This window comes from Brevibacterium sp. ACRRH (assembly GCF_022346365.1).
GTDB classification, from domain to species: domain Bacteria; phylum Actinomycetota; class Actinomycetes; order Actinomycetales; family Brevibacteriaceae; genus Brevibacterium; species Brevibacterium paucivorans.
Genome location: NZ_JAKRMN010000003.1, coordinates 128,976 through 152,019, shown reverse-complemented (window position 1 = coordinate 152,019; position 23,044 = coordinate 128,976). Strand labels below are relative to the sequence as shown.

Genomic DNA, 23,044 nt, shown 5'->3' with positions numbered 1-23,044 from the left:
CGTGTTTGCGGTGTGAGTTTGGGATGTGAGTCCGCGCACGAATGCTGGCTCTGAGCGGGAAAAATTAGCGGGCTATCAGGCAATGTACTTAGACTTGGGTGCGACTGAAGAAAGGTGTGACATGAATCGACCACTTCGCGTAGCAATTGTGGGCGCAGGGCCGGCGGGAATCTACGCCGCTGATCTGTTTACAAAGGCAGAGCGCGATTTTGAGGTCAGCATTGATTTGTTCGAACGCCTCCCAGCACCGTTCGGTTTGGTGCGCTACGGAGTTGCTCCTGACCACCCGCGAATCAAGGGAATCACCAACGCATTGGTGAAGATTCTTGACCGTGGGGATATTCGCCTGTTCTGCAACGTGGATTTTGGATCCGACATCCACTTGGAAGACCTGCAGAAGCTCTACGACGTGGTGATCTTCTCAACGGGTTGTTTCATTGACGCGAACTTGCGCATTCCGGGTGTTGAACTGCCTCGGTCCTATGGGGCAGCAGAGTTCGTCAACTGGTATGACTCACACCCAGATGTGTCCCAGGAGTGGCCGCTAGATCAGAAGAGCGTGGCTGTCATTGGTAACGGAAACGTGGCGTTGGACGTGGCGCGCATGCTGGCCAAGCAAGCTGATGACTTGTTGACGACCGAGATTCCTGATCATGTGTATCAAGGGTTGAAGAAGTCCCAGGTGACGGATGTGCATGTGTTTGGACGCCGTGGGCCTGCGCAGGCTAAGTTCACGCCACTGGAGATCCGTGAGCTGGGCCAGGTAAAGGACGTGGACATCATTGTGTACCCGGAGGACTTTGAGTTCGACGAAGGGTCAATGAAGTCGATCAAGGAGTCCAACCAGGTCAAGCAGGTGACCAAGACGCTCACCGACTTCACGCTCCGTGAACCAACTGGAGCCAAGCGTCGCCTGCACTTGCACTTCTTGCACTCGCCCGTTTCGATTCTGGGTGACGAGGAGACTGGAGTCACTGGCCTGCGTACCGAGCGCCAGGAGCTGGACGGTACCGGCAACGTGACCGGAACCGGTGAGTTCCACGACTGGGACGTGACCGCGGTGTACCGCGCGGTTGGATACTTTGGAACGCCTCTGCCACAGCTTCCGTTTGATGCCCGTAAGGGTGTGATCACCAACGTTGAAGGTCGCGTGGTGGACGGCGAGAGCCAGATGACTGCGGATGAAGCGCCGGTTGTGCCGGGTGTGTATGTCACGGGGTGGATCAAGCGTGGCCCGGTGGGGCTCATTGGTCACACCAAGGGTGACGCACTGGAAACGATTGGGCATGTGATTACCGACTTTGTCGAAGGGAAACTGCCGGAGCCAGACGACGCGTCCGAGGACGCGATTGTTGAGTTGCTGAAGGGTCGGGGAGTGGGCTTCATCGACTGGGAAGGTATCCACCGGCTTGAGGCGGCGGAGCGCGCATTCGGTGCCCCGCACGGCCGCGAACGTATCAAGGTAGCGACTCGTGAAGGCATGCTCGCGGCCGCCCGTGAAGCAGTGTCGAACGAGGAGTAGTTTGAAAGTGAGCCGGCTTAGAGGGCTTTAGAAACGTCGATGCTTAGGCCACCGTCAGGGCAACTATCCACACGAGAGTGCACTCGGTAGACATCTCTGAGCATCGGGGGTGTGATGACATCGCGGCCCGGTCCTTCTGAATGCACCGATCCTTGATGAAGCACTACCACGTTGTCGGCGAAGCGGGCAGCATGGCTTAAATCGTGGATTGCGACGATCACCACGGCAGGTTGCTCTCGCGCGAAAGTCAGTACGTGGTCGAGCAAGACGAGTTGATTTCGCAAGTCGAGCGCACTGCTTGGCTCATCAAGCAAGAGAACGGAAGGTTTTCTCACGACAGCTTGCGCAAGGCTTACTAGTTGTCGCTGGCCACCAGAAAGTTGGTCCATTGCACGGTTGGCAAATTCAACTAGACCTAAACGTTCAATGACCTCCTGAACGCGACAACGCGCAGAATGAGTAACGCGAAGATGCCCAATACCGGATTTTCCTTGTTGGTGCGCAACTAAAACGGATTCAAAAACTGACAGCGACGATGGAGGAGGCGGATCTTGTGGAAGGTACAAGATCTCTTCCGGATGTGCGGGACGGTAGTTCTTTTCCAAACCTGCCACACAACGTAAGAACGTCGACTTTCCTGCGCCGTTGGGCCCAACAACAGCCGTGACAGATCCGGGCTGACATGGTTTGATGCTGACGTTGTGAAGAATCTGAGTCTTTCCGCGTCTGCACGAAACGTTTTGGATCGTCAGTTCGTTCATGACCAAACCTTTCTTCTTCGGCTCAAAATCAAGGTGAGAAAGACGGGTACACCTACAACGGCTGTAATGATTCCCACGGGTAGAATCACTCCGGGCTGAATGATTTTTGCCACCATCGATGCAGAGGTAAGAAGCAATGCGCCAGTCATGGTTGAAGCAGGCAAGAAGAATCGCTGATCTTCGCCTACCAAAGTCCGGGCTATATGAGGGCCAATCAACCCGATAAAACCAATTGTTCCGGCCATAGATACTGCGGTCGCAGCTAATAACGAAGCTACTAGTAGGGCCTGAGAGCGTGTGCGTTCTACAGGTATGCCCATCGAGCGGGCGCGATCGTCTCCCATTCGGAAGGCGGTCAGTGTCCACGCCTTTGAGACAAAAAAGAATCCCCCAATCGTCAGCATGACTCCCATGAGTGCGATTTGTGGCCATGTCGCACGGGTCAAGCTGCCAAGCGTCCAAAAGACGACCTGCTCAAGTTCAACAACGGATGCCATGTACTGCATGAGGGCCAGGAGTGCGTCAAAAAAGAACACGATGGCGATTCCCACAAGAATCATGCTTTCGGCGCTCGGGCCGCGTAGTTTTGCGATTCCCAGGATGATGCCATAGCCAATAATGGCGAATACCCAAGCGGATCCTGCGACGCCCAGGACTGACCCAAGTGCGGTAGAACCAAATCCCGTGACTACCGCCAATGATGCGCCAAAACTTGCCGCCGAGGCGATGCCGAGCGTGTACGGCTCTGCCAGGGGATTTCCTAAGGTTGTTTGCATCTGTGCTCCGGACATCGCCAAGGCGGCGCCGCAGGTTATTGCTGTTGCGGTCATGGGCAAGCGCACATCCCAAACGATTTGGGTATCGATTTTTTCGCTGGTCGCGGGACTTATCAGCGCATGGAAAAATGCCTCGGCGGGCATTGGGGCGCCCCCAATCCAAGCATCTGCACATCCAACAACAATAAGAAGTGCGGCAAGCAGACCGAGGACGCCCAAACGTCGTTGTGTAGAGCGAATATGAGCATGTACCGAAGCGCCCTGTTCAGTTGCTGTTCTGCTATGAAGAATCACGGTAGACCTGTCCAGAACGTTCCGTTTGCGTCAACGGGGAGAAAACGTGTGTGTAGCTCTTGGAAGTCTCGTTCGGGCTCTAGGTCCGCGAACTCGCGTGGATGAATCGCTTGTGCAAACCATTCGACGGCAAGGAAGTTGTATGGGGAGTCGTAGAAGTGATGCCACGCAACATACGCGCGCTTGTTTTTCACCGCTTGAACTTGGTTGATGACAGTCTGCTTTTCAAGTACCGTTTTCCACTCTTGGGCTACGCTCTTCGGGTCTGCTGAATATCCGAGAGGAACATACGTGCCCGGCTTTGCGGGGCTTGACTCGCTTGACCAGTTTGCTCCTGTTGCAATGACGACATCGGGTGCCGCTTTTGCTACTGCTTCTGGCGAAAGGGTGCCCTGCTGGCTACTGAGCAGGTTGTCACCTAGATTCTTGCCTCCTGCTGCCGTGACAATTTTTGCGAGGTTAGACTCTTTAAAGGTTTGGCAACAGTCAAAGTAGCCTGGGGCGCGCCATAGAAAAACGCGTTGTTCCTGAGGCTTTGTGCGTTCCAACGTGTCGGTGACATTCTTGATTTTGCTTTCGTAGAACTTGACGAATTCTTCAGCGCGCTGTTGCTGTCCAAACAGTTGACCCATGATCCGGATGCTTGGCACGGTGTTCTTGATTGGTTCAACAAAGTAGTCAATGACGACGGTTGGGATTCCAGCCTTTTCGAAACCGCTGATGATGCCTGCTTCTTCAGCGGCTTTAAAGCTTGAAGCGCTGATAACGAAAACTTGCGGTCGGGTTTGCAATGCTTGCTCAAGTGAAAATGAGTTGTCCCAGATTTCGCCTGTCGTCTGTATCTCTTTGAGCTTTGGAAACTTTTCGGCGTATGCGTGGTAAGTGTCGGGGTCATTTTCAAGCAAATCATTGGGCCAAGCGACGATCTTGTCGAGGGGATTGTCCGGGTTAAGGATGGCCGTGGTGTACAACTCCCGCTGTCCACCAAGCAGAATTCGGTCGGGGTTCTTAGGTATTTCGACGGTTCGACCAAGCGCGTCGGTCAGTGTTTGGGTGCCGGTAGCCGAATCGGCCGATTTCTGTGGTGAGCAGGCCGTGAGGGTAAGAACGAGGGCCACAATAGTGGCGATGATGGTCCTGATGGACGAGTGTTTTGATTGTGTCATAGTGATCATGCCTCGGTTGGTTGGAATAACGGTGTTGCGGGTGTGCTCCAGCGAAGGTGGCGCAGACGTTTGGGTGAGAATGCCGAGATGTCGGTCTCAGTTGAGCTATCCAAAGCAAGGAGAGCGCCAAGTTCGCCGATAGCGGGGGCATACTTGAACCCTTGACCGCCAAACCCTGCCAGAACCGTGGTGTTCGGGTAGTTCTGTGCTGGACCGACGATGAATTGGCCGTCTGGTGTTCGTGCATTCATGCATGGATGCCCCGAAGTCTGTGCATCTGCGAGTTCTGGAATAGCTTGGGCGCATGCCTCGATCGCAGGGGCGATATCGGAGGGGCGGGCAGGTGTCCAGTTGTGTTCGACCTCGGTGAGCCACGGTTTTTGGGCGTTCTTTACGCCGATCTTGACTCCCTGGCCGTCAACGTCGGGAATTCCCCACAAGTTGATTTGGTGGCTGTCGCGGATAAAGAGCGGAAAGTGTTGTGGGCCGTAATCATGTGTACGATCGGCCGATGTGCGGAAGTGAACTGGGACAGTTCGTTGTACCCGAATCGGCATGTGTTCGTCTGGGAGGAGCTGTGTGCTCCATGCGCCCGCGGCTACGATGACGCGCCGGGCAGTTATGGTGTGGGTTGACGTGCTGATAACGCAGTGTGATTTCCGTGCAGTCAGAGAAGTGACGTGTGCGTCGGTTAACAATGTGGCGCCTGCACGCGTAGCAGATTCAACGGCGGCCCGAATGCTGTGCTCGGGATGAAGCACGCAGGCGTTCGGTTCAAACAGGCCGCAGTCGTCTGAAAAGAGCGCATGTTGAGGGAATCTCGCGCGTAATTCCTCGCGACTGAGTAACTCCACTTCTGCTCCGCCTGCGTGGGCAGCTCGTTGAGCGTCATTCAGAAAATCGCTATTGGCAGCACCGATGGTCAAGCCGCCAGTCTGAATGCGCAACTGTGAAGTGGATGACTTGTCGAGCTCGTCCCACAGCTCGAGTGCGCGACGTGCGAGAGGGACATAGTGGGACCCTTCGAATACAGTGCGTCGGAAAATTCGCGATCCTCCGTGAGAAGATCCCCTGTCATGGCCCGGTTCGAACCTTTCGATTCCAACGATGGAATCGTGCGGTGCTAAGCGAGTGATCTGCCACAGCGCCATGGATCCCATTGCACCAAGCCCTATTACGGCGATATCAAAATCAGTTGCGACCATGTATGGCCAAGGCCCTTCCTTTGTCTCGTGTCGTGTGAAAAACGATCGTGGTTTAACTTAGCTTAGACTAACCTAACTCATTGAGAAGGGAAAGTGATCACTCGAGCGGAAGTCGAATGGTCGATATCGATTCCGCCGATTAGCATTGCGGGCGACGCGCGAGGGAATAAATCACAGCAGACAGCGTTGATTGAAGTATCAACTATGTGCGTGATGGAGGTGCCATGGAGTTCGGGCTGTTTTCGGTCAGTGATGTGACGCGTGATCCTGTTTCGGGAGAAACCCCAAGCGAAGGTGAGCGGATTCGTAGCCTGGTTCAGCAAGCGGTGTTTTCTGAAGAAGCCGGCTTCGACGTCTATGCGATCGGTGAGCACCACAATCCGCCGTTCGTGTCGTCAAGCCCAACCACGCTGTTGGCCACGATCGCTGCGAAGACAACGCGCCTGAAGGTGTCCACGTCGACAACCCTCATCACCACCAATGACCCGGTGAAAATCGCTGAAGATTACGCCATGCTCCAGCACTTGAGTGACGGGCGCATGGACCTCATGCTGGGGCGCGGAAACACGGCACCCGTATACCCGTGGTTCGGACAAGACATTCGCGAGGGGTTGCCGCTTGCGCTGGAAAACTACAACCTGCTCCACCGCTTGTGGCGTGAAGACGTGGTCGACTTTGAAGGTTCGTTCCACACGCCGCTGAACGGGTTCACCTCAACACCTCGGCCACTGCACGGCGTGCCACCGTTTGTGTGGCACGGGTCCATTCGCACGCCCGAAATCGCTGAGCAGGCCGCCTATTACGGCAACGGGTACTTCGCCAACCACATTTTCTGGCCGTCCGAACACTCGCAACGCCTGGTCAACTTCTACCGTCAACGATACGAACACTACGGACACGGCTCGGCAAAACAAGCCATCGTGGGGCTGGGAGGGCAAGCGTTCGTTGCGCGGAAGTCACAGGACGCGTGGAATCGCTTCCGACCGTACTTCAACGAAGCTCCCGTGTACGGGCACGGGCCATCGCTCGAAGAATTCGTCAACGAAACGCCCCTGAGTGTGGGAAGCCCGCAGGAAATAATCGAGAAGACTTTGACGTTCCAAGAAACGTTTGGAGACTACCAACGCCAAATGTTCCTCGTGGACCACGCGGGCATGCCCCACAGCATGGTCATGGAACAGATCGAACTACTGGGATCAGAAGTCCTGCCCGTTTTGCGGGCAGAGCTCGAGTCCCGCCGCGACCCGGAAGTCCCCGATGCCCCAACCCACGAAAGCCTGGTGCGGGCCCGCTACGGTGACAAACCACCTCGGGAGCCACGACCTCGGGCCAACCGAGGTGACAACGTCACCGGAGGTTCGCCATATCTCGATACTGAGCAGGAAGGATAGCCGCGATGCAGGACGCCACGGTGGTGGTGATCAACGCAGGAACCAGCGAAACATCGTCGACCGCGACGTTGCTTTCGCAGATCGCGAAGAGTGTTCACGGCGCGGAAGACAACGTCACGTGTACGTTCATCAACGTGCGCGACGTGGCCCAGGACGCGATGACTGTGCTGGTGAGCGGGCACAAGTCACCTGCGCTTAAGGAAATCGAGGCCACGTTGCTCGACGCCGACGCGCTCATCGTGGGTACGCCGGTGTTCAAAGCCGGCGCCAGTGCCGTTTTTATGGCGTTCTTCCAAGCGCTGGATAACGACCTGCTCATTGGCACCCCGGTTCTGCTGGCGGGCACGGCTGGAAGCCAACGCCACGCGCTGGTGGTCGACGACCAGATCCGCGGACTGTTCGCCTACTTGCGCACATACACGACACCTACCTCGGTGTTCGCGGCCCCAGAAGACTTCAACGACCCCAAACTGCGTACCCGGTGCGCACGGGCGGCAGGCGAGTTGCTGGCGCTCATCCGAGCTGACGTGCGCGGGGCCGCGCGGAACAATACGTGGGACCACTACCAGCATTCGTATGGTTCGGCCGGTGATACGGAGCTGTCGATCGACCTGGGCAGCGACCTCATGCGACTGGCCACCGGCAACGGGTACAGCGGGCAGTAGCGGGGGCGTGCGCTCTTAGTTGCCCGCCCCGGCAAACGCCATAGCGAACGTGAGCAGCTCAGCGTCCTTTCCAGGGTGGGCCACAATCTGTATCGACTGTGGGTACCCGGCACTGTCGGTGGTGTGCCACGGAACCACAACGGCCGGCCAACCCACAACGTTAAACGGCTGACTGTAATGCATGTATGCCCCGCGCACGCCAGGGTCCGAATCTGCTAGCTCCCACGTGGCGAGCGGCCCATCGACAGCGGGGGTGACAATGAAGTCGACGCTGGCGAACACCTCGGCGGCCTCATCTTGCAGACTGCGCACCTGGGTGAGACCCTGCTGGTACTCTTCTTCGCTGACGTCGAGGGCGTCTTTGAACTTCGCCAAGACCTGCGGCTGGTAGTCGTGGGCCTGCGTGTTCATGAGGTCGCGGTGAACCTGGGCTGACTCGAACTTGCGCACCACGTCGTAGATGTGGGCGGCGCGGGTGAAAAGTTCCTCGCCCGAGGTGGTGAGGTTGTGCGCGTCCGGCAGGTTCCCGGTGACGGCGCGGATGGTGCCGCGGGCGTCGACGAACCCGATCCGTGGCTGGTCCGGTGCCGGGGGTGCTTCACGTCCGGTGAGCGCGGAAAATACGCGAGCGACCGTGGCCGGCTCGCGGGCGAACAGACCTGCGGTGTCGAAGGTGGGGGAGAGCGGGAAGATGCCGTCGACGGGGAGTACTCCAAATGTGGGTTTGAAGCCGGTGACGTGACAGCACGCGGCGGGCACGCGCACGGACCCGGCGGTGTCGGTGCCCAGTGCGACGTCCACCACCCCAGCTCCCACCAACGCGGCCGAACCAGAGCTGGACCCGCCCGTACACAGGGCGGGGTCAACGGGGTTGATGACCCGGCCGAACGCGCTGGCGTCACCCAGGATCCCGTGCGAGAACTCTTGGCAGTTGGTCTTGGCAACTGCGACCGCGCCCAGTTCGGTGAGTTGGGAGACGATCGGCGCCGAGGTGGTCGCCGGTTGAGTGCCGGGAACCGTGACGTTCGAGCCCATGGAGGTGGGCACACCGGCGACGTCGATGACGTCCTTTACCGCGAACGTGAGCCCGGCCAGCGGGCCAGGCTGCTTTGTGTGGGCGTTGGTGCTCTGGCTGGTTTGTGGGTCTGTGGAAGGGTTCAGGAATGTGGTGACCGCGTTGAGTTCAGTTGCGCGGGTGGATAGTTCAGTGTTCACGATTCGTCCTTATCTGCCAGCGCACAGAACGCGGCTGCTATGAGGTTTGCGACTACAAGGTATCCTGCGACTGCAGCCCACGTTCCGAACTGAGCGTAAAGCAGGGTAGAAATCACCGGGGCAGGAGCCGATGAAATGAGTCCACCTACTTGATACGCCACAGAAGAACCGGTGTATCGCACTTTTGGTGGGAAGAGGTGCGCCACGAAGCCCGATGACGTTGCGTACACGATCGAGTGAGCAATTGGGAATGCGAGCATCATCGCCAGCATCGCACCCCACACGGTTCCGGTCGACATTGCGAGGAAAATGGGGTACGCAGCTAGCGCCGTAACGATATTGCCCACGACCATCATGGTTCGGCGCCCGTGGCGATCTGCAAAGGTGGCTACGGCTGGAATTGCGATAACGTCGGCGGCCGCTCCCACGGCGATGGCGAGGAGGACGTCGCCTCGGGACAAGTTAGTGTTAGCTGGTGCCCAGGACAAAAGGTACACGGTAGCAAGGTAGAACAACGTGTTAGATCCGACCAGGCAGAAGATTCCAATGAGCAAAGACTTCTTGGAAGTGCGAACGACTTCGAATACGGGAACCTCAGCTTCAGAACCCGTGTCTTTTACCTCAGCGAATTCGGGTGACTCTTCAAGTTTCATACGGATGAAAAGGCCGATTCCTACCAGAACTGCTGACAGCAGGAATGGGATTCGCCAACCCCACGCAAAGAACTGTTCGTCTGGCATGAGCTGCACGGTGAAAAACACCAAGCTCGAAAGTACTGACCCTGCGGGTACACCGGCTTGCGGCCAGCTTCCGTAGAACGCGCGTTTGTGCTTGGGTGCGTGCTCGACGGCCATGAGAATGGCCCCGCCCCACTCACCACCGACGGCAAAACCTTGAATAATGCGAAGCACAACCAACAGGATCGGTGCAGCGATGCCGATGGTTTCATAGTTTGGCAGCGCACCGATCAGGAAGGTGGAGGAGCCCATCATCAGAAGGGACAGCACCAGCATGCTCTTGCGGCTGAGGCGATCACCAAAGTGGCCAAAAATCAGTCCGCCCAAAGGTCGGGCGACGAAAGCAACACCAAACGTGGCAAGGGACGCGAGCTGTCCAGCTAGCGGATTGAGCGACGGGAAGAACTGGGTATTCAGTACCAGCACGGCGGCGGTGCCGAACAGAAAGTAGTCGTACCACTCAACGGTTGTTCCTATGAAGCTAGCGAACGCGACTTTTGCTGGATTGTCACCGGTCTTGCGGTCTGGGGGAGCAGTGGTGCCGGTTGGTGAGTGAGTCATTGTTCGTCCTTGAGTGTGTTTTCGGTCAGTGTGAATCAGCCCGAGGTGGTCAGGAGTTTTCGTTTAGACCGTGAGACGGGCATAAAACAGCGCGAGGCGGTTTCCCACCTCGCGCTAGGGGGTATGGAGTCAGCGGTAATTCGTGAACTGCAGGTCCACATCCAAGTCCTGGGACTTGAGCATGGCGATGACGGCCTGCAGGTCGTCGCGCTTCTTAGAGCTCACGCGCAGTTCATCACCCTGAATCTGTGCCTTGACACCTTTGGGTCCTTCTTCGCGAATGAGCTTTGAGATCTTTTTGGCGTTTTCCTGGTCGATGCCTTCTTTGATCGCAGCTTCCAGGCGGTATTCCTTACCGGACGCATACGGTTCACCCGCGTCCAGTGACTTAAGCGAGATGCCACGACGCACCAACTTCGACTGGAAAACATCCAGGACAGCCTTCACACGGTCTTCGCTGATTGCCTTCATCATGATCTTTTCGCCCGACCACTCGATCGAAGCGTCAGTGCCTTTGAAGTCGTAGCGCGAGTTGATTTCCTTCGCTGCCTGGTTCAGTGCGTTGTCCGCTTCTTGACGGTCAACTTTGCTCACAATGTCAAAACTTGAGTCGCTCGCCATGTTGTCTCCTCTTCAGCGTGATCAAACCACAGTGTAACCTGTCTCACCGTAGCGAACAGGCGTCGCCAATTTTGACGAAACTCTCAGGGTGATCTACGCTACTTGAACTTTTAAACAGAACGGAAACCCTATGAAACAACGCAAACGCCCTGTTGGGCTGCTGGTGTTCGCGGTGATCACCGCGGTTGTGCTGGTCGTCGCCATGACGGTTTCGATCCAGCGCGCCAGCGCATCAGATAACGTGCGCGCTAACCTCACCCTCATCGCACCGGCAGGTGCCGGCGGTGGATGGGACGGGTTCGTGCGCGAACAGCAACAGGCCATGCGTCAAGCAGGTCTGGTTGGAAACGTGCAGGTCGTGAACATTCCGGGTGCGGGAGGAACCATCGGCCTGGGACGCTTCTCCACCATGCACGAACGATCCGACACCCTCCTTGCTACTGGGTCGGCCATGACGGGTGGAATCCTTATCAACAATTCCCCGGTTGGATACGACGACGTGGTGCCGCTTGCCAAAATCGCGGAAGACTACGATGTGGTGATCGTTCCTGCGGACTCCCCGCTTGAAACCATTGACGACCTGCTCAACGAGTGGAAAGAAGACCCCAAGGGACACCCGTGGACCGGTGGGTCGGCAGGGTCTATGGACCACCTCGTGGTCGCTAACCTGGCACAAGAAGCTGGGCTAAAAGGTTCCGAAACTACCTTCATTCCTAAGTCCGGTGGCGGTGAAGCAATCGCGGCACTTCTCAACGGCACCGCGGACTACGCAGCAACCGGGTTCAATGAAGTTGCCGACCAAATTCAAGCAGGCCGTGTGAAAGCACTGGGCGTGACCGGGCCTGAGCGGATCGAAGGGTTCGACATTCCCACCATCTCTGAACAGGGCCACGACGTGGTCTTGGCAAACTGGCGCGGCATGCTGGCAGCCCCAGGCGTCAGCGACGAAGTGGCCAAACAGCAGCTGGAACTGCTCAAGGAAATGCGCGACACCCCCGAATGGCAAGACGCTCTGAAGCGCAACGCCTGGGTCGACGCGTGGGAAACCGGGGACGAGCTTGAGAAATTCCTCGAAGAAGACCAGAAGAAAACCTCTGAACTACTGAAGGAGCTGGGCCTGTGAGCGGATCACGCGCAGTCGACCCGGTCAAACCGGGTGAGGATGACCAGATCGAGATCCTGGGGTACGAAAACCTCAAGGACCGAGGTTGGTGGACCGGCCGTGCGGGATTAGTGATGCCCGCACTCATGGCAGCAATTGCCACGTACATGCTGATCGGTCAGTTTGCGATGAAAGTCCCGGAAAGTGTGGACCTCCCAGGGCCACAGTTCTTCCCATGGATCGTCATTATTGCCCTGTACGTGCTGGCCGCGGTGCTCGCGGTTGACATCATCCGCAAGCCACAGCTCCCTGAGCTCGCACCAGCAACCGAACCAGAAGACCTAGAAGAACGTGCCTGGTACACCGACTGGCGTGCCCTGGCCTGGGCCGTAGGCGGTCTGGTGCTGTTCATTGCACTGATCGTGCCGATCGGCTGGATCATTTCTGCCGCACTAATGTTCGTCATGGTGGCCCACGCGATCGGTTCACGACGCTGGCTCATGGACGTGCTGGTTGGGTTCTTCTTATCAAGTGTTATCTACCTGATTTTCGCAGTGCTCTTAAGCGTTGACCTGCCGTCAGGACTGATTTTTGCGGGAGGTCGCTGATGGATGCCGTAAGTTCACTCGTTGAAGGGTTCGGTTCCGCGCTCGTCCCAATCAACCTGATCTGGGTTTTGGTGGGATGTCTGCTGGGTACCGCGGTGGGAGTGCTCCCGGGCCTGGGTTCGTCAATGGCAGTGGCTCTGCTGTTGCCCATGACCTTTGCGCTCGAGCCCACTGGGGCTTTCATCATGTTTGCCGGTGTGTACTTTGGCGGGTTGTTCGGTGACTCGACCATGGCGATTCTCATGAACACACCCGGGCAGTCCTCCGCGATCGCCTCAACGTTCGAAGGTCACAAGATGGCCACCTCGGGACGCGCGCCGCAGGCGCTGGCGACCGCCGCGATCGGTGCGTTCATAGGTGGAATGATCGCCAGCGTCCTGGTGGTGTTCTTGGCACCCACCCTGGCGAACCTGTCCACACTCTTTGGCCCGGCCGAATACTTCGCGCTCGCCTTGTTCGCGTTTGTCGCAACGTCGTCGGTGGTCTCGGATTCGGTGGTCAAGGGGCTGGGCTCGTTGGCGTTGGGCCTGGCGATCGCGGTCGTGGGTATCGACTCCGTGTCCGGTGTTGAGCGGTTCACATCTGGTGTGCCGGAGCTGTTTGACGGCATTTCCATTGTGACCGTGACCGTGGCTGTGCTGGCCCTGGGGGAGATCCTGCGGGTTGCTGGCCGGGCCAGCCGTGAGCGGGACCAGTTCAAGGTGCTGGCTGCGGGGCGTCCGTTTTTGTCCCGCGCCGAGGTGCGTCAGGCTCTGCCTGCATGGTTACGTGGGACTGCGATTGGGTTGCCGTTCGGTGTCGTTCCCGTGGGTGGTTCCGAGGTGCCGACGTTCATGGCGTATGGGCTGGAGCGCAGGATTGATAAGAAGTCTGGGCGCAACCAGTTCGGTAAGGGTGCGATCCAAGGGTTGGCGGCCCCCGAGGCGGCAGGTAACGCGACCACGGGTATGGCGATGGCCTCGCTATTGGCTTTAGGGTTGCCGGTCACCGGAACCGCCGCGATTCTGTTGGCGGCTTTTAAGCAGTATGGTCTGCAGCCTGGGCCGTTGCTGTTTGACCGCTCACCTGAATTGGTGTGGGGTCTGCTGGCGAGCTTCTTCATCGCCATGGTGGTGTTGCTGGTTCTCAACCTGCCGTTTGCGCCACTGTGGGCGAAGCTGTTGCTGATCCCTAAGCCGTACCTATACGCGGGCATCACCATGTTCTGTGTGCTGGGTATCTGGGCGACATCGAACTCGGTGTTTGACCTGGCCATGCTGTTGGGCATTGGGATCATCGGTTGGATGATGCGACGCTTTGGCATGCCCATTGCGCCACTGATGATCGGCATGGTGTTGGGGCCGTTGGCTGAAACGAACCTGCGTGACGCCCTGCTCAGCTCGAACGGTGACGTGTCTGTCCTGTTCGGATCCAGCATCACGATCGTGCTGTACGTGGTCCTAGCGCTCGTCGTTGGAGCCGCCATTTACAGCCGAGTCCGCAAGAAGGGGACGTTCGAAGAACACCCGGAAACCACCTCGGCGTAGGTAGGGGAGTGGGGCACCTGGGCGCGGATTTTTAGTTTGGTGAAACTTCCGCTAATATTGCTCAGGTGCTTCACGCACCCCTGGCAGGTTGCCCGAGCGGCCAAAGGGAGCTGACTGTAAATCAGCCGGCATTGCCTTCATAGGTTCGAATCCTATACCTGCCACAGGAAACAAGGGGCCCGATCAGACATAAGACTGGTCGGGCCTCTTGGCATTCGTGCACAAAATTTGAGACCGAAAAGTGAGCGACCCTGTTTTCTCATAGATTGAGAGCCTAAGCCGAATCCAAAAGGGGTAGCCATGTTAGACGACGCAATCGATGAACTCTATAGCAAGGTTCTCAAACGCAACCCGGCTGAACCGGAATTCCACCAGGCGGTAAAAGAAGTTCTCGCCAGCCTTCGAGCTATGGGCGACCGCCACCCCGAATACGCTGACGCACGCATTGTCAGCCAAATGTGTGAACCGGAACGCCAGATCATCTTCCGTGTTCCCTGGATCGACGACAACGGCGTCATCCAAATCAACCGTGGCTTCCGCGTCGAATTCAACTCCGCCTTGGGGCCATACAAGGGCGGTCTGCGATTCCACCCGTCGGTCAACTTGGGAATCATCAAGTTCCTGGGCTTCGAACAGATCTTCAAGAACTCACTGACCGGCCTGCCCATCGGTGGCGGTAAGGGAGGCTCCGACTTCGACCCACACGGCAAATCCGATGACGAAGTCATGCGTTTCTGCCAGTCATTCATGACCGAGCTTTACCGTTACATCGGCGAATACACCGACGTTCCTGCAGGTGACATCGGTGTGGGATCGCGCGAAATCGGTTACTTGTTTGGCCAGTACAAGCGCATTACCAACCGGTATGAATCCGGCGTGCTCACCGGAAAGGGCCTCACCTGGGGTGGCTCGCTGGTGCGCACCGAAGCCACCGGATACGGTGCAGCCATCTTCGCCAACGAAATGCTCAAGTCCAAGAACTCCAGCCTGGACGGCACCACTGTAGCCGTCTCCGGAGCCGGAAACGTCGCTATCTACGCGATCGAAAAAGTTCACCAGCTAGGCGGAAAAGTCGTGACCGCATCCGACTCATCCGGGTACGTGTACGACAAACAGGGCATCGACCTCGACCTCCTCAAGGACATCAAACTCAACCGGCGCGGACGTATCGGCGAGTACGTCGAAACCCGCAAATCGGCTCGTTTCGTCCCCAACAACTGCCCGTGGGACGTGCCTGTAGACGTGGCACTGCCGTGCGCCACCCAGAACGAACTCCTGGGCTCCGACGCTAAAAAACTCATCAAGAACGGCGTGCAAGCTGTAGCAGAAGGCGCGAACATGCCCTGCAACGAAGAAGCCGTCGAAGCGTTCCAGAAGTCGGACGTCCTCTACGGCCCAGGTAAGGCTGCGAACGCAGGTGGGGTTGCCACCTCGGCGTTGGAAATGCAACAAAACGCGCAACGCGACTCTTGGACCTTCGACTACACCGAAGACCGCCTCACCCAAATCATGCAGAACATCCACCGTCGCTGCCTTGAGACCGCTGAAGAATATGGACACCCCGGCGACTACGTCATGGGTGCAAACATTGCAGGATTCCGTAAAGTAGCAGATGCCATGCTTGCTTTCGGAGTTGTGTGATGTTTTCTGACTATCTGCGTGAACGTGAAATCGACGAAGTTCCCGGCCGAGGTGTCAAACCCTGGGTGATCGCCCACCGCGGGTATTCGGGAGCGGCACCTGAGAATACGATGGCGGCCGTGGATGCCGCCCGGCTGATCGGGTGCGACTTCATTGAGGTCGATCTTCACGTCACCGCAGATGGTGTGCCCGTTGTAGTGCATGACCCCACTCTGCAACGCACCACCGACATTCAGGGCACGATCGCGCACATGAGCTACGACCGTATCTCGCTGGCTGACGCGGGCTACGGTCGTGGCCTGGGGTACGCCGGCCAGCGCATCCCTCGCCTGGACACCATGCTGAAGAACGTTGCGGAAATGGGCGGTCGGATGCTGTTGGAACTCAAAGGCGAATGGAGCCCGGGCGCGGTGGCCCGGGTTGGGCAGGAAATCGCCGAGGTGGGAATGGCTGACCGTGTCATCCTCCAGAGTTTCAACGTGCGTTCAGTAGAGGTGTGCCGTGATATTGCTCCGCACGTGCCGCGTGGGCTGTTGCGCCTGATTCCGCGTGAAGAAGACATGGGGATTGCCCAGCGGCTTGAAGTTGTCGCGGTGAACCCGTCGATTCGTGGGTTCCACGCGCGACGGGACTTCGTTGAAGAAGTGCTGGGCCGTGACCTGGCCGTTTTTGTCTACACCACGGACACTCCACGTGACTGGGAGAAGCTCGTGGGTGCAGGTGTCACCGGGATCATCACGAACCAGCCGGGGCGCCTCCAGGGGTTCTTGGCCGCAAAGTACGACATCGCGCATTCGTAAGGGGGCGCTCCCTCGCACTTCAGATGGGGACGCGACCTGCTAGTTCACATAGGGGTGGCGTCCTTTCATTTCACATGGGGATACCCCACCGCACGCACTTTCACGCCTGTCTAATATGAGTGCCAACGCATAGGTTGTTTCGAAGGAGAAAACGTGGCACACAAAGCAGATGTGTTGGTGACAAACGTTGCACTGTTCGATGGGGAAGCGTTTAAAGATGGCACCTACGACGTGCGCGTCGAAGACGGGCGATTCAGTGCTGTCGAACCCGCGGGAACGCTTGAGAAGCGCGAATCAGAAACCGTTGTGGATGGTACGGGGCACACAATGACCCCAGGAATCATTGACTGCCACATTCACTCGCTGGTGAATAACGCGGGATCGCTCGAAGGGTTTACCGAACCGTTTTCTCTCCAGTTTTACCGAGGCGTCGAAAACTTGCGTGTGACGCTCGAGGCGGGGGTCACCTCGGCCAGGGACGCCGGCGGAGCCGACGCAGGCGTCCGAGAAGCCCTGGAGCGCGGACTGGTGCGCGGACCGCGACTCAAAGTGGCCGTCACCATCATGAGCCAAACCGCGGGGCACGGCGACGGAATGCTGCCCTCAGGTGCGTGTACACCCATGCTGATGGCCCACCCCGGGCGCCCGTCCGGTGTGGCCGACGGCGTTGCGGGCGTGCAGTTGAAAACACGCGAGCTGATCCGCGCCGGTGCCGACCACATCAAAATCTGCTCGACCGGGGGAGTGCTGTCCGCAGCCGACGACCCGCGCCACTCACAGTTCACGGTGGACGAAATCTCCACGATCGTCGCAGAAGCCACCGCGCAGGGACGCCGGGTCATGTCACACGCGCAGGGGACCGCAGGGATTAAGAACGCGGTCCTGGCGGGGGTCGCGTCGATCGAACACGGCATCTACCTGGATGACGAAACCATCGACTTGATGCTAGAGCGCGACTGCGTTTTGGTGCCCACGTTGCAGGCCCCGCTGGCGGTGATTCGTGCGGCCGAGGCCGGCGTGCCGATTCCTGAAGCCATGGTTGAAAAGTCGCGCCGAGTGGCCGAGCGCCACCGCGAATCCGTAGCCAAGGCTCACCAGGCGGGTGTGCGGATCGCCATGGGAACCGACGCCGGGGTTGGCATTCACGGGCAGAACCTGGAAGAGCTGGAGCTCATGGCGGGCGTGGGTATGAACACCGCCGAGGTGTTACGCGCCTCCACGGTAAACGCCGCGGACTTGATGGGTGATGACTCAGTGGGGCGGGTGCGCGTGGGCAACCACGGTGACTTTGTGCTGTTTGAGGGAAGCTTGGAAGAGCGAGGGGTTGAACAGTTACGCACTGTTGAGAAGCGTGTCTTCCAAGGTGGCGTGGCTGTTTAGAGTTCGGTAGTTCGGTTGCGCGGGGTGTCGCGGATGCGGGGCTGAAAGAGGACGTGCCTGGATTTTGCATCACCCCGCGCGGGTGTGTATAGTTTTCTTTCGTTGCCCCAATAGCTCAGTCGGCAGAGCGTTTCCATGGTAAGGAAAAGGTCAAGGGTTCGATTCCCTTTTGGGGCTCTCGTGCGAATTACGATTCGTGCCTATGGCGGGGTAGCTCAGCTGGTTAGAGCGCACGACTCATAATCGTGAGGTCGCGGGATCGAGTCCCGCTCCCGCTACCACACAAACAAGGTCAGCTCTTACGTGAGCTGGCCTTGTTTCGTTTTTGGCCGAGGTGTGAAACGGAGAGTCTCGACCGTTAAAGGGGCGCGCGTGCGAGTGCTAGGGGTTGGTAGACTCAGGACGCTCGGTTTCTCAAAATGTTCTTAGTCGTTGCGTGAATAAATCGGTTGTAACTGTTGTGTCGTAACGCCGAGCAAAGTTATTCATCTATGTTCCTGCGTTACGTTTTGAGGAGCCTTCGCATGTCGTTTGCGCCTGTTCGTTTTGTTTCTGCCACTACTCTTGCTGTCGCTCTGCTGATCACCGGATCGGTGGCCACATCTGCGCCGTCGGAAGCGGCTCCCCGTGCCAAAAAGTGTGCGGTCTCCGTGTCCAACAAGAACCCTAGACAGTACTCCACTACATCGGTGAACGTGTCGAAGGTTGGTAAGAAGGCTAAAGTTTCTGTCTCAGTCAAGTACAAGACCACCACTAATACCAAACGCGCAACTGCAAATTCCCGTGGACAGGCAACGGTGAAGTACAACGTGTATCGTGCGACCCCTAATCGCAAGGTGAACGTGAAAGTTGTGGCGACTCAAGGTAAGAACCGTTGGGAATGCTCGACTTCGTTCACCCCACGGAAACGGTAAGAATCCCCATCAATCCTTTAAACTTGCCGCGTTCGGACGGTAGCTCCGTTTTCGTCCAAGCTGTCTGGTTTAAGGACATCGTTCACCTTTAAACCCTTGAACCGGCCCACAGGTGTGTCACGACATCGTTCCGGTCATGTGTCGCGTCATCGTCCACACCCCGGACCTTTACCCTTGAGTTTCTCTCCCGAACTGATGACGCTAATGCACCCACGGCCAGCGGGGTGACCCGAACAGGTACGGTCACCTCGGGGTCCGAAACGAAAGTGGATACAGTCGAACCAGCCGACTGCAGTCAGACGAAACGGCGCAAAGCGAGCAAAACTGCGCATTATATTGCGTAGTTTCGCTCGCTTTGCGCCGTCTGGTCGTGACTAAAACACCCGGAGTGCTTCACTTGGACTGCTCTACCGAGCAGATGTGACTCACCAGTCAGATGCCACGCGAACAAAAACCGTTTACCCACCACCCTTCGAACAGGGGTGGTGAGTAAACACCCTTTTTGTTCGTTTTGATCACGTTTTCGGCCCAAAATCGGCAAGGTACCCACCACCCCTAGGCGCAAACCTCTCGCTTGTGGTGGGTAACTGGGGTGTTTGCCAACGAGAGAACGATGTCCCGAGACTTCACACTTTTAGACTCAAACGCGTCGAACCCACGCATGCGCTAGTGTGAAATCATCCCCAACACTAAGGACTGAGCATGATCGCTACTCTTTTTGCCGTCGATATCCCCCTCATCATATTCATCGGGATAGTAGTCCTTCTAGGGCTCGCGTTCATCGCGGGCGTGCTGTTCATGTTCTTGGTTCTCCCCGGCAAATCTGAAGCCAGGCGCCGACGCGAACGGCGTGAAAACCGTCGTCGCATGCTCGCTCAGTTCGTGTTTGACATCCTTAACCGCAGGTAGTCGAAAACGCCACCCCTCGAGGACCAACCAACCTGACCTCACAGAGGCAAAACGATAGGCTTGAGCCATGGCAGTGAATACAGACCTCCAAGGGTCCAGTTACCGGTTGGACAACCCGGTTGAAGTGGGCCAAGAAAAGATCGCAGAATTCGCGCGCGCAGTCGGCGCCACCCACCCCTCGCACTTCGACGCTCAAGCCGCGAAAGACCTCGGCTACAGCGCCCAAGTAGCCCCACCCACCTTCCCGGTGACGATCGCGCAGCGAGCGGAAGCTCTCTACATCGCGTCAGAAGAAGCGGGCATTGACTTTTCGCGTGTTGTTCACGGTCAAGAGCAGTTCACATACACTCGCCCGATCGTCGCAGATGACCTGCTGAACGCGGAGTGCTTTGTCGACGGAATCCGTGAAGCCGGCGGCCACGCAATGATCACCACCCGCACGGAACTCACCGACGCACGCACAGACGAACCCGTTGTGACCGTGACGTCCACGATCGTTGTACGAGGAGGCGACGATGCCTAACATCACATCCAACGCGCACGTTGAAGCGGGTTCGCCAGCAACGCTGGAAGTGGGCCAGGAAGTCCTGACCGCGACCGTCGAACTTTCCCGCGCTGACCTGGTGAAATACGCCGGAGCGTCAGGCGACTTCAACACGATCCACTGGAACGAACGCTTCGCAAAAGAAGTGGGCTTGGACAACGTGATTGCCCACGGCATGCTCACCATGGCCACCGCCGTGACGCCTCTGACTGACTGGCTGGGCGACCCGGGTGCCATCCTGGACTACCGCACCCGCTTCACCAACCCGGTAGTGGTTCCCGACGCAGAATCCGGCAGCCCCGAACAGCCGTCGGTGACACTCACCTCGGCCATTCGTGTGGGCGCAATCGACGAGAAGGCCTGCACCGCGCGCTTCGACGTGGACGTCAAGGTCGACGACACCGCTGTCCTGGGTCGTACGCAAGTGAAGGCTCGCATCAAGTGAACCTGGCTGAACTGACCACGTTGCGGGTGGGTGGCCCGGCGCCACGCCTGACCACGGTCACCACCCGTGACCAGCTCATTCGCTTCTGCGCCGACCACCCGTTGACGCCCGGCGCTGAACCCGTCCTGTTCATTGGTGGCGGGTCAAACCTGCTCATCAGCGACGACGGGTTCGCGGGTCCCGTGTGCTTGATCCGAACCCAAGGCATCACTGAAGTTACCGGTGAGGGCCAGCTTGTTCGGGTTCGCGCCCAGGCCGGGGTCACGTGGGACGAACTGGTCAAGCACACGGTCGGCTTGGGGCTTCGCGGGTTGGAGGCCCTGTCCGGGATCCCTGGCTCTGTGGGCGCCACACCCGTGCAAAATGTGGGGGCTTACGGTGCCGAGGTCGCAGAACTGATCTGTTCCGTCACCCTTTTCGACAGGGTGGAAGGCGAGGTGCGTGAATGTGCGCCGGACGAACTGGAATTTGGGTACCGCACCAGTCTGCTGAAAACCTCGGCGGCCCAGCTGGGGCAGCCACGCTACATCGTCCTCGATGTCGAGTTTGAGCTCGAGCGGGCAGGGGAGTCTGCTCCAGTCCGATACGGGCAACTGGCGTCAGCTTTGGGAGTTGAGATCGGTGAGCGTGCCCCGCTTGATGGGGTGCGTGAAGCAGTGCTTCAGTTGCGCGCCTCAAAAGGCATGGTGCTCAACGCCGAAGACCACGACACGTGGTCGGCCGGTTCCTTCTTCACCAACCCCATCCTGCCGGCCAACCCGGGACCCGGCGACCCGCACGTGCCTGAAGGCGCGCCCACTTACCCAGTCCGTAACCCCACCACAGGTGAGGTGGACGAAAAGGTGGTGAAGACCTCGGCAGCGTGGCTCATTGACCACGCGGGGTTCGACAAAGGATTTGCGCTCAACGACCGCGCATCCCTGTCCACTAAGCACACGCTCGCGCTGACCAACCGCGGCCAGGCGCGGGCGCAGGACATTGTGGAGCTCGCGCGGCACATCCGCGGCGGAGTGGCCCAGACCTACGGCATCACGATGCACCCGGAGCCGAACTTCGTGGGGTGCCAGCTTTAGGGGTTGCGCTTGGTTGCGCGGGCTCGGCCTTCCCTAGCGACCCTGGCCGGTCACACGCGCTTCCCACGCGTCGATGTCGGCGTGTGCGCGGGTGACGACGTGGCGGGGTGCCGTGGAAATGGTGAAGGAGTCGCGGGCCAGCTGCGCCAACTCCGAGGTGGTAAACCCCATCCGATGAGCGATCGCGTACTGTTCGGTAATGCGCGGGCCAAAGATCAGCGGATCGTCTGCGCCCAGCGCCACTTTCGCGCCGGCGCGCACCAACGTGCGAAGCGGGACGTCCTCGGCGGTGGCGTACACCCCCAACGAGGCGTTCGAGGACGGGCAGACTTCTAAGCCCACACCTCGGGAAACCAGGGTGTCTAATAACTGCGGGTCTTCTGCCGCGCGCACTCCGTGACCCAAGCGGGTGGGGTTCAGAGTGCCCAGTGTGGTGCGGATGTGTTCGGGGCCTAAAAGCTCACCGCCGTGCGGAAATGAGGCGAGGCCGGCGTTGCGGGCGATTTCAAAAGCGCGGGCGAACGAGGCGGTGTCGCCGGAACGTTCGTCATTGGACAAGCCAAAGCCAACCACAGCGCCAGGGCCGTTGCCGGCGTGCCGGGCGGCCAACCGGGCCAGCGTGCGGGCGTCCAGCGGGTGTTTCATGCGCGAGGCGGCGACGATGATCGCCACCCCAAAGGTGTCATCCGACTGGTTGCGGGCTTCGTCGAGGACGACCTCGAGGGCGGGCGTGATGCCACCCATTTTGCCCGCGTAGCCCGTGGGGTCCACCTGGAGTTCGAGCCAGCGGACGCCTTCGGCCCTGTCGAGGGCGGCGGCATTGGCCACGACTGCGCGCAAAGCGTCTTCACCTTGCACGACTGTGCGGGCCGAGTCGTAGAGGCGCTGGAAGCGGAACCATCCGCGCCGGTCAGGGGAGAGGCGCATGGGGTCGTGGCGCATGAGGACCCGGGGGAGGCGCACATTGCGGGCCTGGGCCATCTCCTGGAGTTTCGCTACCGTCAAGGAACCCGTGAAGTGCAAGTGCAGGTGGGCTTTAGGAAGCTGGTTCAGCTGTTCGGTAGTGACGGGTGCCAGATCATTCACCATGGCCCCAGTGTAGGCGGTTGGGTGTGGTGAGAGTGGGTCGGTTCGACGAAACGGCGGTAAACCATGTAAGCTTTCAGTTCGGTAGATTCACTCGGTGTG

The 23,044-nt window shown here is 58.5% G+C and carries 22 protein-coding genes and 3 tRNA genes; 17 read left to right on the top strand and 8 right to left on the bottom strand.

Features of this window, described 5'->3' with window-relative positions:
* Nucleotides 1-121: 121 nt before the first annotated feature.
* Nucleotides 122-1,522: an FAD-dependent oxidoreductase gene (locus MHX53_RS04320; protein ID WP_204515513.1), complete on the top strand. Its 1,401-nt coding sequence runs from the start codon at nucleotides 122-124 to the stop codon at nucleotides 1,520-1,522.
* 17 nt (nucleotides 1,523-1,539) lie between these two features.
* Here the strand turns inward: MHX53_RS04320 and MHX53_RS04315 are convergent, their stop codons facing one another.
* Genes MHX53_RS04315 through solA form a run of 4 tightly spaced genes read right to left on the bottom strand, consistent with a single transcriptional unit; the run spans nucleotide 1,540 to nucleotide 5,724 of the window.
* Complete coding sequence (locus MHX53_RS04315; RefSeq protein WP_204515514.1) at nucleotides 1,540-2,283, bottom strand: ABC transporter ATP-binding protein; 744 nt, start codon at nucleotides 2,281-2,283, stop codon at nucleotides 1,540-1,542.
* A complete protein-coding gene (locus MHX53_RS04310; protein WP_204515515.1) occupies nucleotides 2,280-3,353 on the bottom strand; it encodes an iron ABC transporter permease in 1,074 nt (357 codons plus the stop codon). The genes MHX53_RS04315 and MHX53_RS04310 overlap by 4 nt, the downstream gene beginning before the upstream one ends.
* Entirely contained in the window at nucleotides 3,350-4,519 is a 1,170-nt protein-coding gene (locus tag MHX53_RS04305) for an ABC transporter substrate-binding protein (RefSeq protein ID WP_204515516.1), read from the bottom strand. Before MHX53_RS04305 ends, MHX53_RS04310 begins: the two co-directional genes overlap by 4 nt.
* A gap of 5 nt (nucleotides 4,520-4,524) precedes the next feature.
* Nucleotides 4,525-5,724, bottom strand: a complete 1,200-nt coding sequence (solA, locus tag MHX53_RS04300) for an N-methyl-L-tryptophan oxidase (RefSeq protein WP_102238516.1) — start codon at nucleotides 5,722-5,724, stop codon at nucleotides 4,525-4,527.
* Between the two features lie 224 nt (nucleotides 5,725-5,948).
* On the opposite strand from solA, the gene MHX53_RS04295 reads away from it, so the two are divergent.
* Nucleotides 5,949-7,115: an LLM class flavin-dependent oxidoreductase gene (locus MHX53_RS04295; protein WP_239271372.1), complete on the top strand. Its 1,167-nt coding sequence runs from the start codon at nucleotides 5,949-5,951 to the stop codon at nucleotides 7,113-7,115.
* Between the two features lie 5 nt (nucleotides 7,116-7,120).
* Nucleotides 7,121-7,780, top strand: a complete 660-nt coding sequence (locus MHX53_RS04290; RefSeq protein WP_102238518.1) for an NAD(P)H-dependent oxidoreductase — start codon at nucleotides 7,121-7,123, stop codon at nucleotides 7,778-7,780.
* A 15-nt stretch (nucleotides 7,781-7,795) separates the two neighbouring features.
* Here MHX53_RS04290 and MHX53_RS11765 read toward each other — a convergent pair whose 3' ends face one another.
* The 3 genes from MHX53_RS11765 to MHX53_RS04275 form a co-directional block, all read right to left on the bottom strand.
* Nucleotides 7,796-8,995, bottom strand: a complete 1,200-nt coding sequence (locus MHX53_RS11765) for an amidase (RefSeq protein ID WP_239271371.1) — start codon at nucleotides 8,993-8,995, stop codon at nucleotides 7,796-7,798.
* Nucleotides 8,992-10,293: an MFS transporter gene (locus tag MHX53_RS04280; RefSeq protein WP_102238520.1), complete on the bottom strand. Its 1,302-nt coding sequence runs from the start codon at nucleotides 10,291-10,293 to the stop codon at nucleotides 8,992-8,994. The genes MHX53_RS11765 and MHX53_RS04280 overlap by 4 nt, the downstream gene beginning before the upstream one ends.
* A 129-nt stretch (nucleotides 10,294-10,422) precedes the next feature.
* The gene (locus MHX53_RS04275; RefSeq protein WP_102238521.1) at nucleotides 10,423-10,914 is read right to left on the bottom strand and encodes a YajQ family cyclic di-GMP-binding protein; all 492 of its coding nucleotides are present in this window, start codon (nucleotides 10,912-10,914) and stop codon (nucleotides 10,423-10,425) included.
* Between the two features lie 130 nt (nucleotides 10,915-11,044).
* On the opposite strand from MHX53_RS04275, the gene MHX53_RS04270 reads away from it, so the two are divergent.
* The 14 genes from MHX53_RS04270 (at nucleotide 11,045) to MHX53_RS04205 (ending at nucleotide 21,856) form a co-directional block, all read left to right on the top strand.
* Nucleotides 11,045-12,037, top strand: coding sequence for a tripartite tricarboxylate transporter substrate-binding protein (locus tag MHX53_RS04270; protein WP_102238522.1), 993 nt, complete (start codon nucleotides 11,045-11,047; stop codon nucleotides 12,035-12,037).
* Nucleotides 12,034-12,624 (top strand): tripartite tricarboxylate transporter TctB family protein, encoded by a 591-nt coding sequence (locus MHX53_RS04265; protein ID WP_102238523.1) that lies wholly within the window; start codon nucleotides 12,034-12,036, stop codon nucleotides 12,622-12,624. The genes MHX53_RS04270 and MHX53_RS04265 overlap by 4 nt, the downstream gene beginning before the upstream one ends.
* Nucleotides 12,624-14,150, top strand: a complete 1,527-nt coding sequence (locus MHX53_RS04260; RefSeq protein ID WP_102238524.1) for a tripartite tricarboxylate transporter permease — start codon at nucleotides 12,624-12,626, stop codon at nucleotides 14,148-14,150. Before MHX53_RS04265 ends, MHX53_RS04260 begins: the two co-directional genes overlap by 1 nt.
* Before the next feature lie 82 nt (nucleotides 14,151-14,232).
* Nucleotides 14,233-14,314 (top strand) — tRNA-Tyr (locus tag MHX53_RS04255).
* A gap of 136 nt (nucleotides 14,315-14,450) precedes the next feature.
* Nucleotides 14,451-15,791, top strand: coding sequence for an NADP-specific glutamate dehydrogenase (gdhA, locus tag MHX53_RS04250; RefSeq protein ID WP_102238525.1), 1,341 nt, complete (start codon nucleotides 14,451-14,453; stop codon nucleotides 15,789-15,791).
* Entirely contained in the window at nucleotides 15,791-16,591 is an 801-nt protein-coding gene (locus tag MHX53_RS04245; RefSeq protein ID WP_180965317.1) for a glycerophosphodiester phosphodiesterase family protein, read from the top strand. The genes gdhA and MHX53_RS04245 overlap by 1 nt, the downstream gene beginning before the upstream one ends.
* A 153-nt stretch (nucleotides 16,592-16,744) precedes the next feature.
* A complete protein-coding gene (locus MHX53_RS04240) occupies nucleotides 16,745-17,971 on the top strand; it encodes an amidohydrolase family protein (RefSeq protein WP_102238527.1) in 1,227 nt (408 codons plus the stop codon).
* 104 nt (nucleotides 17,972-18,075) lie between these two features.
* Nucleotides 18,076-18,148 (top strand) — tRNA-Thr (locus MHX53_RS04235).
* Between the two features lie 27 nt (nucleotides 18,149-18,175).
* Nucleotides 18,176-18,252: transfer RNA gene (locus MHX53_RS04230), tRNA-Met, on the top strand.
* Nucleotides 18,253-18,495: 243 nt separating this feature from the next.
* Nucleotides 18,496-18,885 carry a hypothetical protein gene (locus tag MHX53_RS04225; protein ID WP_102238528.1) on the top strand — a complete coding sequence of 130 codons (390 nt, stop codon included), beginning with the start codon at nucleotides 18,496-18,498 and terminating at the stop codon, nucleotides 18,883-18,885.
* Between the two features lie 702 nt (nucleotides 18,886-19,587).
* Nucleotides 19,588-19,794 (top strand): DUF1049 domain-containing protein, encoded by a 207-nt coding sequence (locus MHX53_RS04220; protein ID WP_102238529.1) that lies wholly within the window; start codon nucleotides 19,588-19,590, stop codon nucleotides 19,792-19,794.
* 67 nt (nucleotides 19,795-19,861) lie between these two features.
* The gene (locus MHX53_RS04215) at nucleotides 19,862-20,317 is read left to right on the top strand and encodes a MaoC family dehydratase N-terminal domain-containing protein (RefSeq protein ID WP_102238530.1); all 456 of its coding nucleotides are present in this window, start codon (nucleotides 19,862-19,864) and stop codon (nucleotides 20,315-20,317) included.
* Complete coding sequence (locus MHX53_RS04210; protein ID WP_102238531.1) at nucleotides 20,310-20,783, top strand: MaoC family dehydratase; 474 nt, start codon at nucleotides 20,310-20,312, stop codon at nucleotides 20,781-20,783. The genes MHX53_RS04215 and MHX53_RS04210 overlap by 8 nt, the downstream gene beginning before the upstream one ends.
* Nucleotides 20,780-21,856: a UDP-N-acetylmuramate dehydrogenase gene (locus MHX53_RS04205; protein WP_239271370.1), complete on the top strand. Its 1,077-nt coding sequence runs from the start codon at nucleotides 20,780-20,782 to the stop codon at nucleotides 21,854-21,856. Before MHX53_RS04210 ends, MHX53_RS04205 begins: the two co-directional genes overlap by 4 nt.
* Nucleotides 21,857-21,889: 33 nt before the next feature.
* Here the strand turns inward: MHX53_RS04205 and MHX53_RS04200 are convergent, their stop codons facing one another.
* Nucleotides 21,890-22,945: an adenosine deaminase gene (locus tag MHX53_RS04200; protein WP_102238533.1), complete on the bottom strand. Its 1,056-nt coding sequence runs from the start codon at nucleotides 22,943-22,945 to the stop codon at nucleotides 21,890-21,892.
* Between the last annotated feature and the right edge of the window lie 99 nt (nucleotides 22,946-23,044).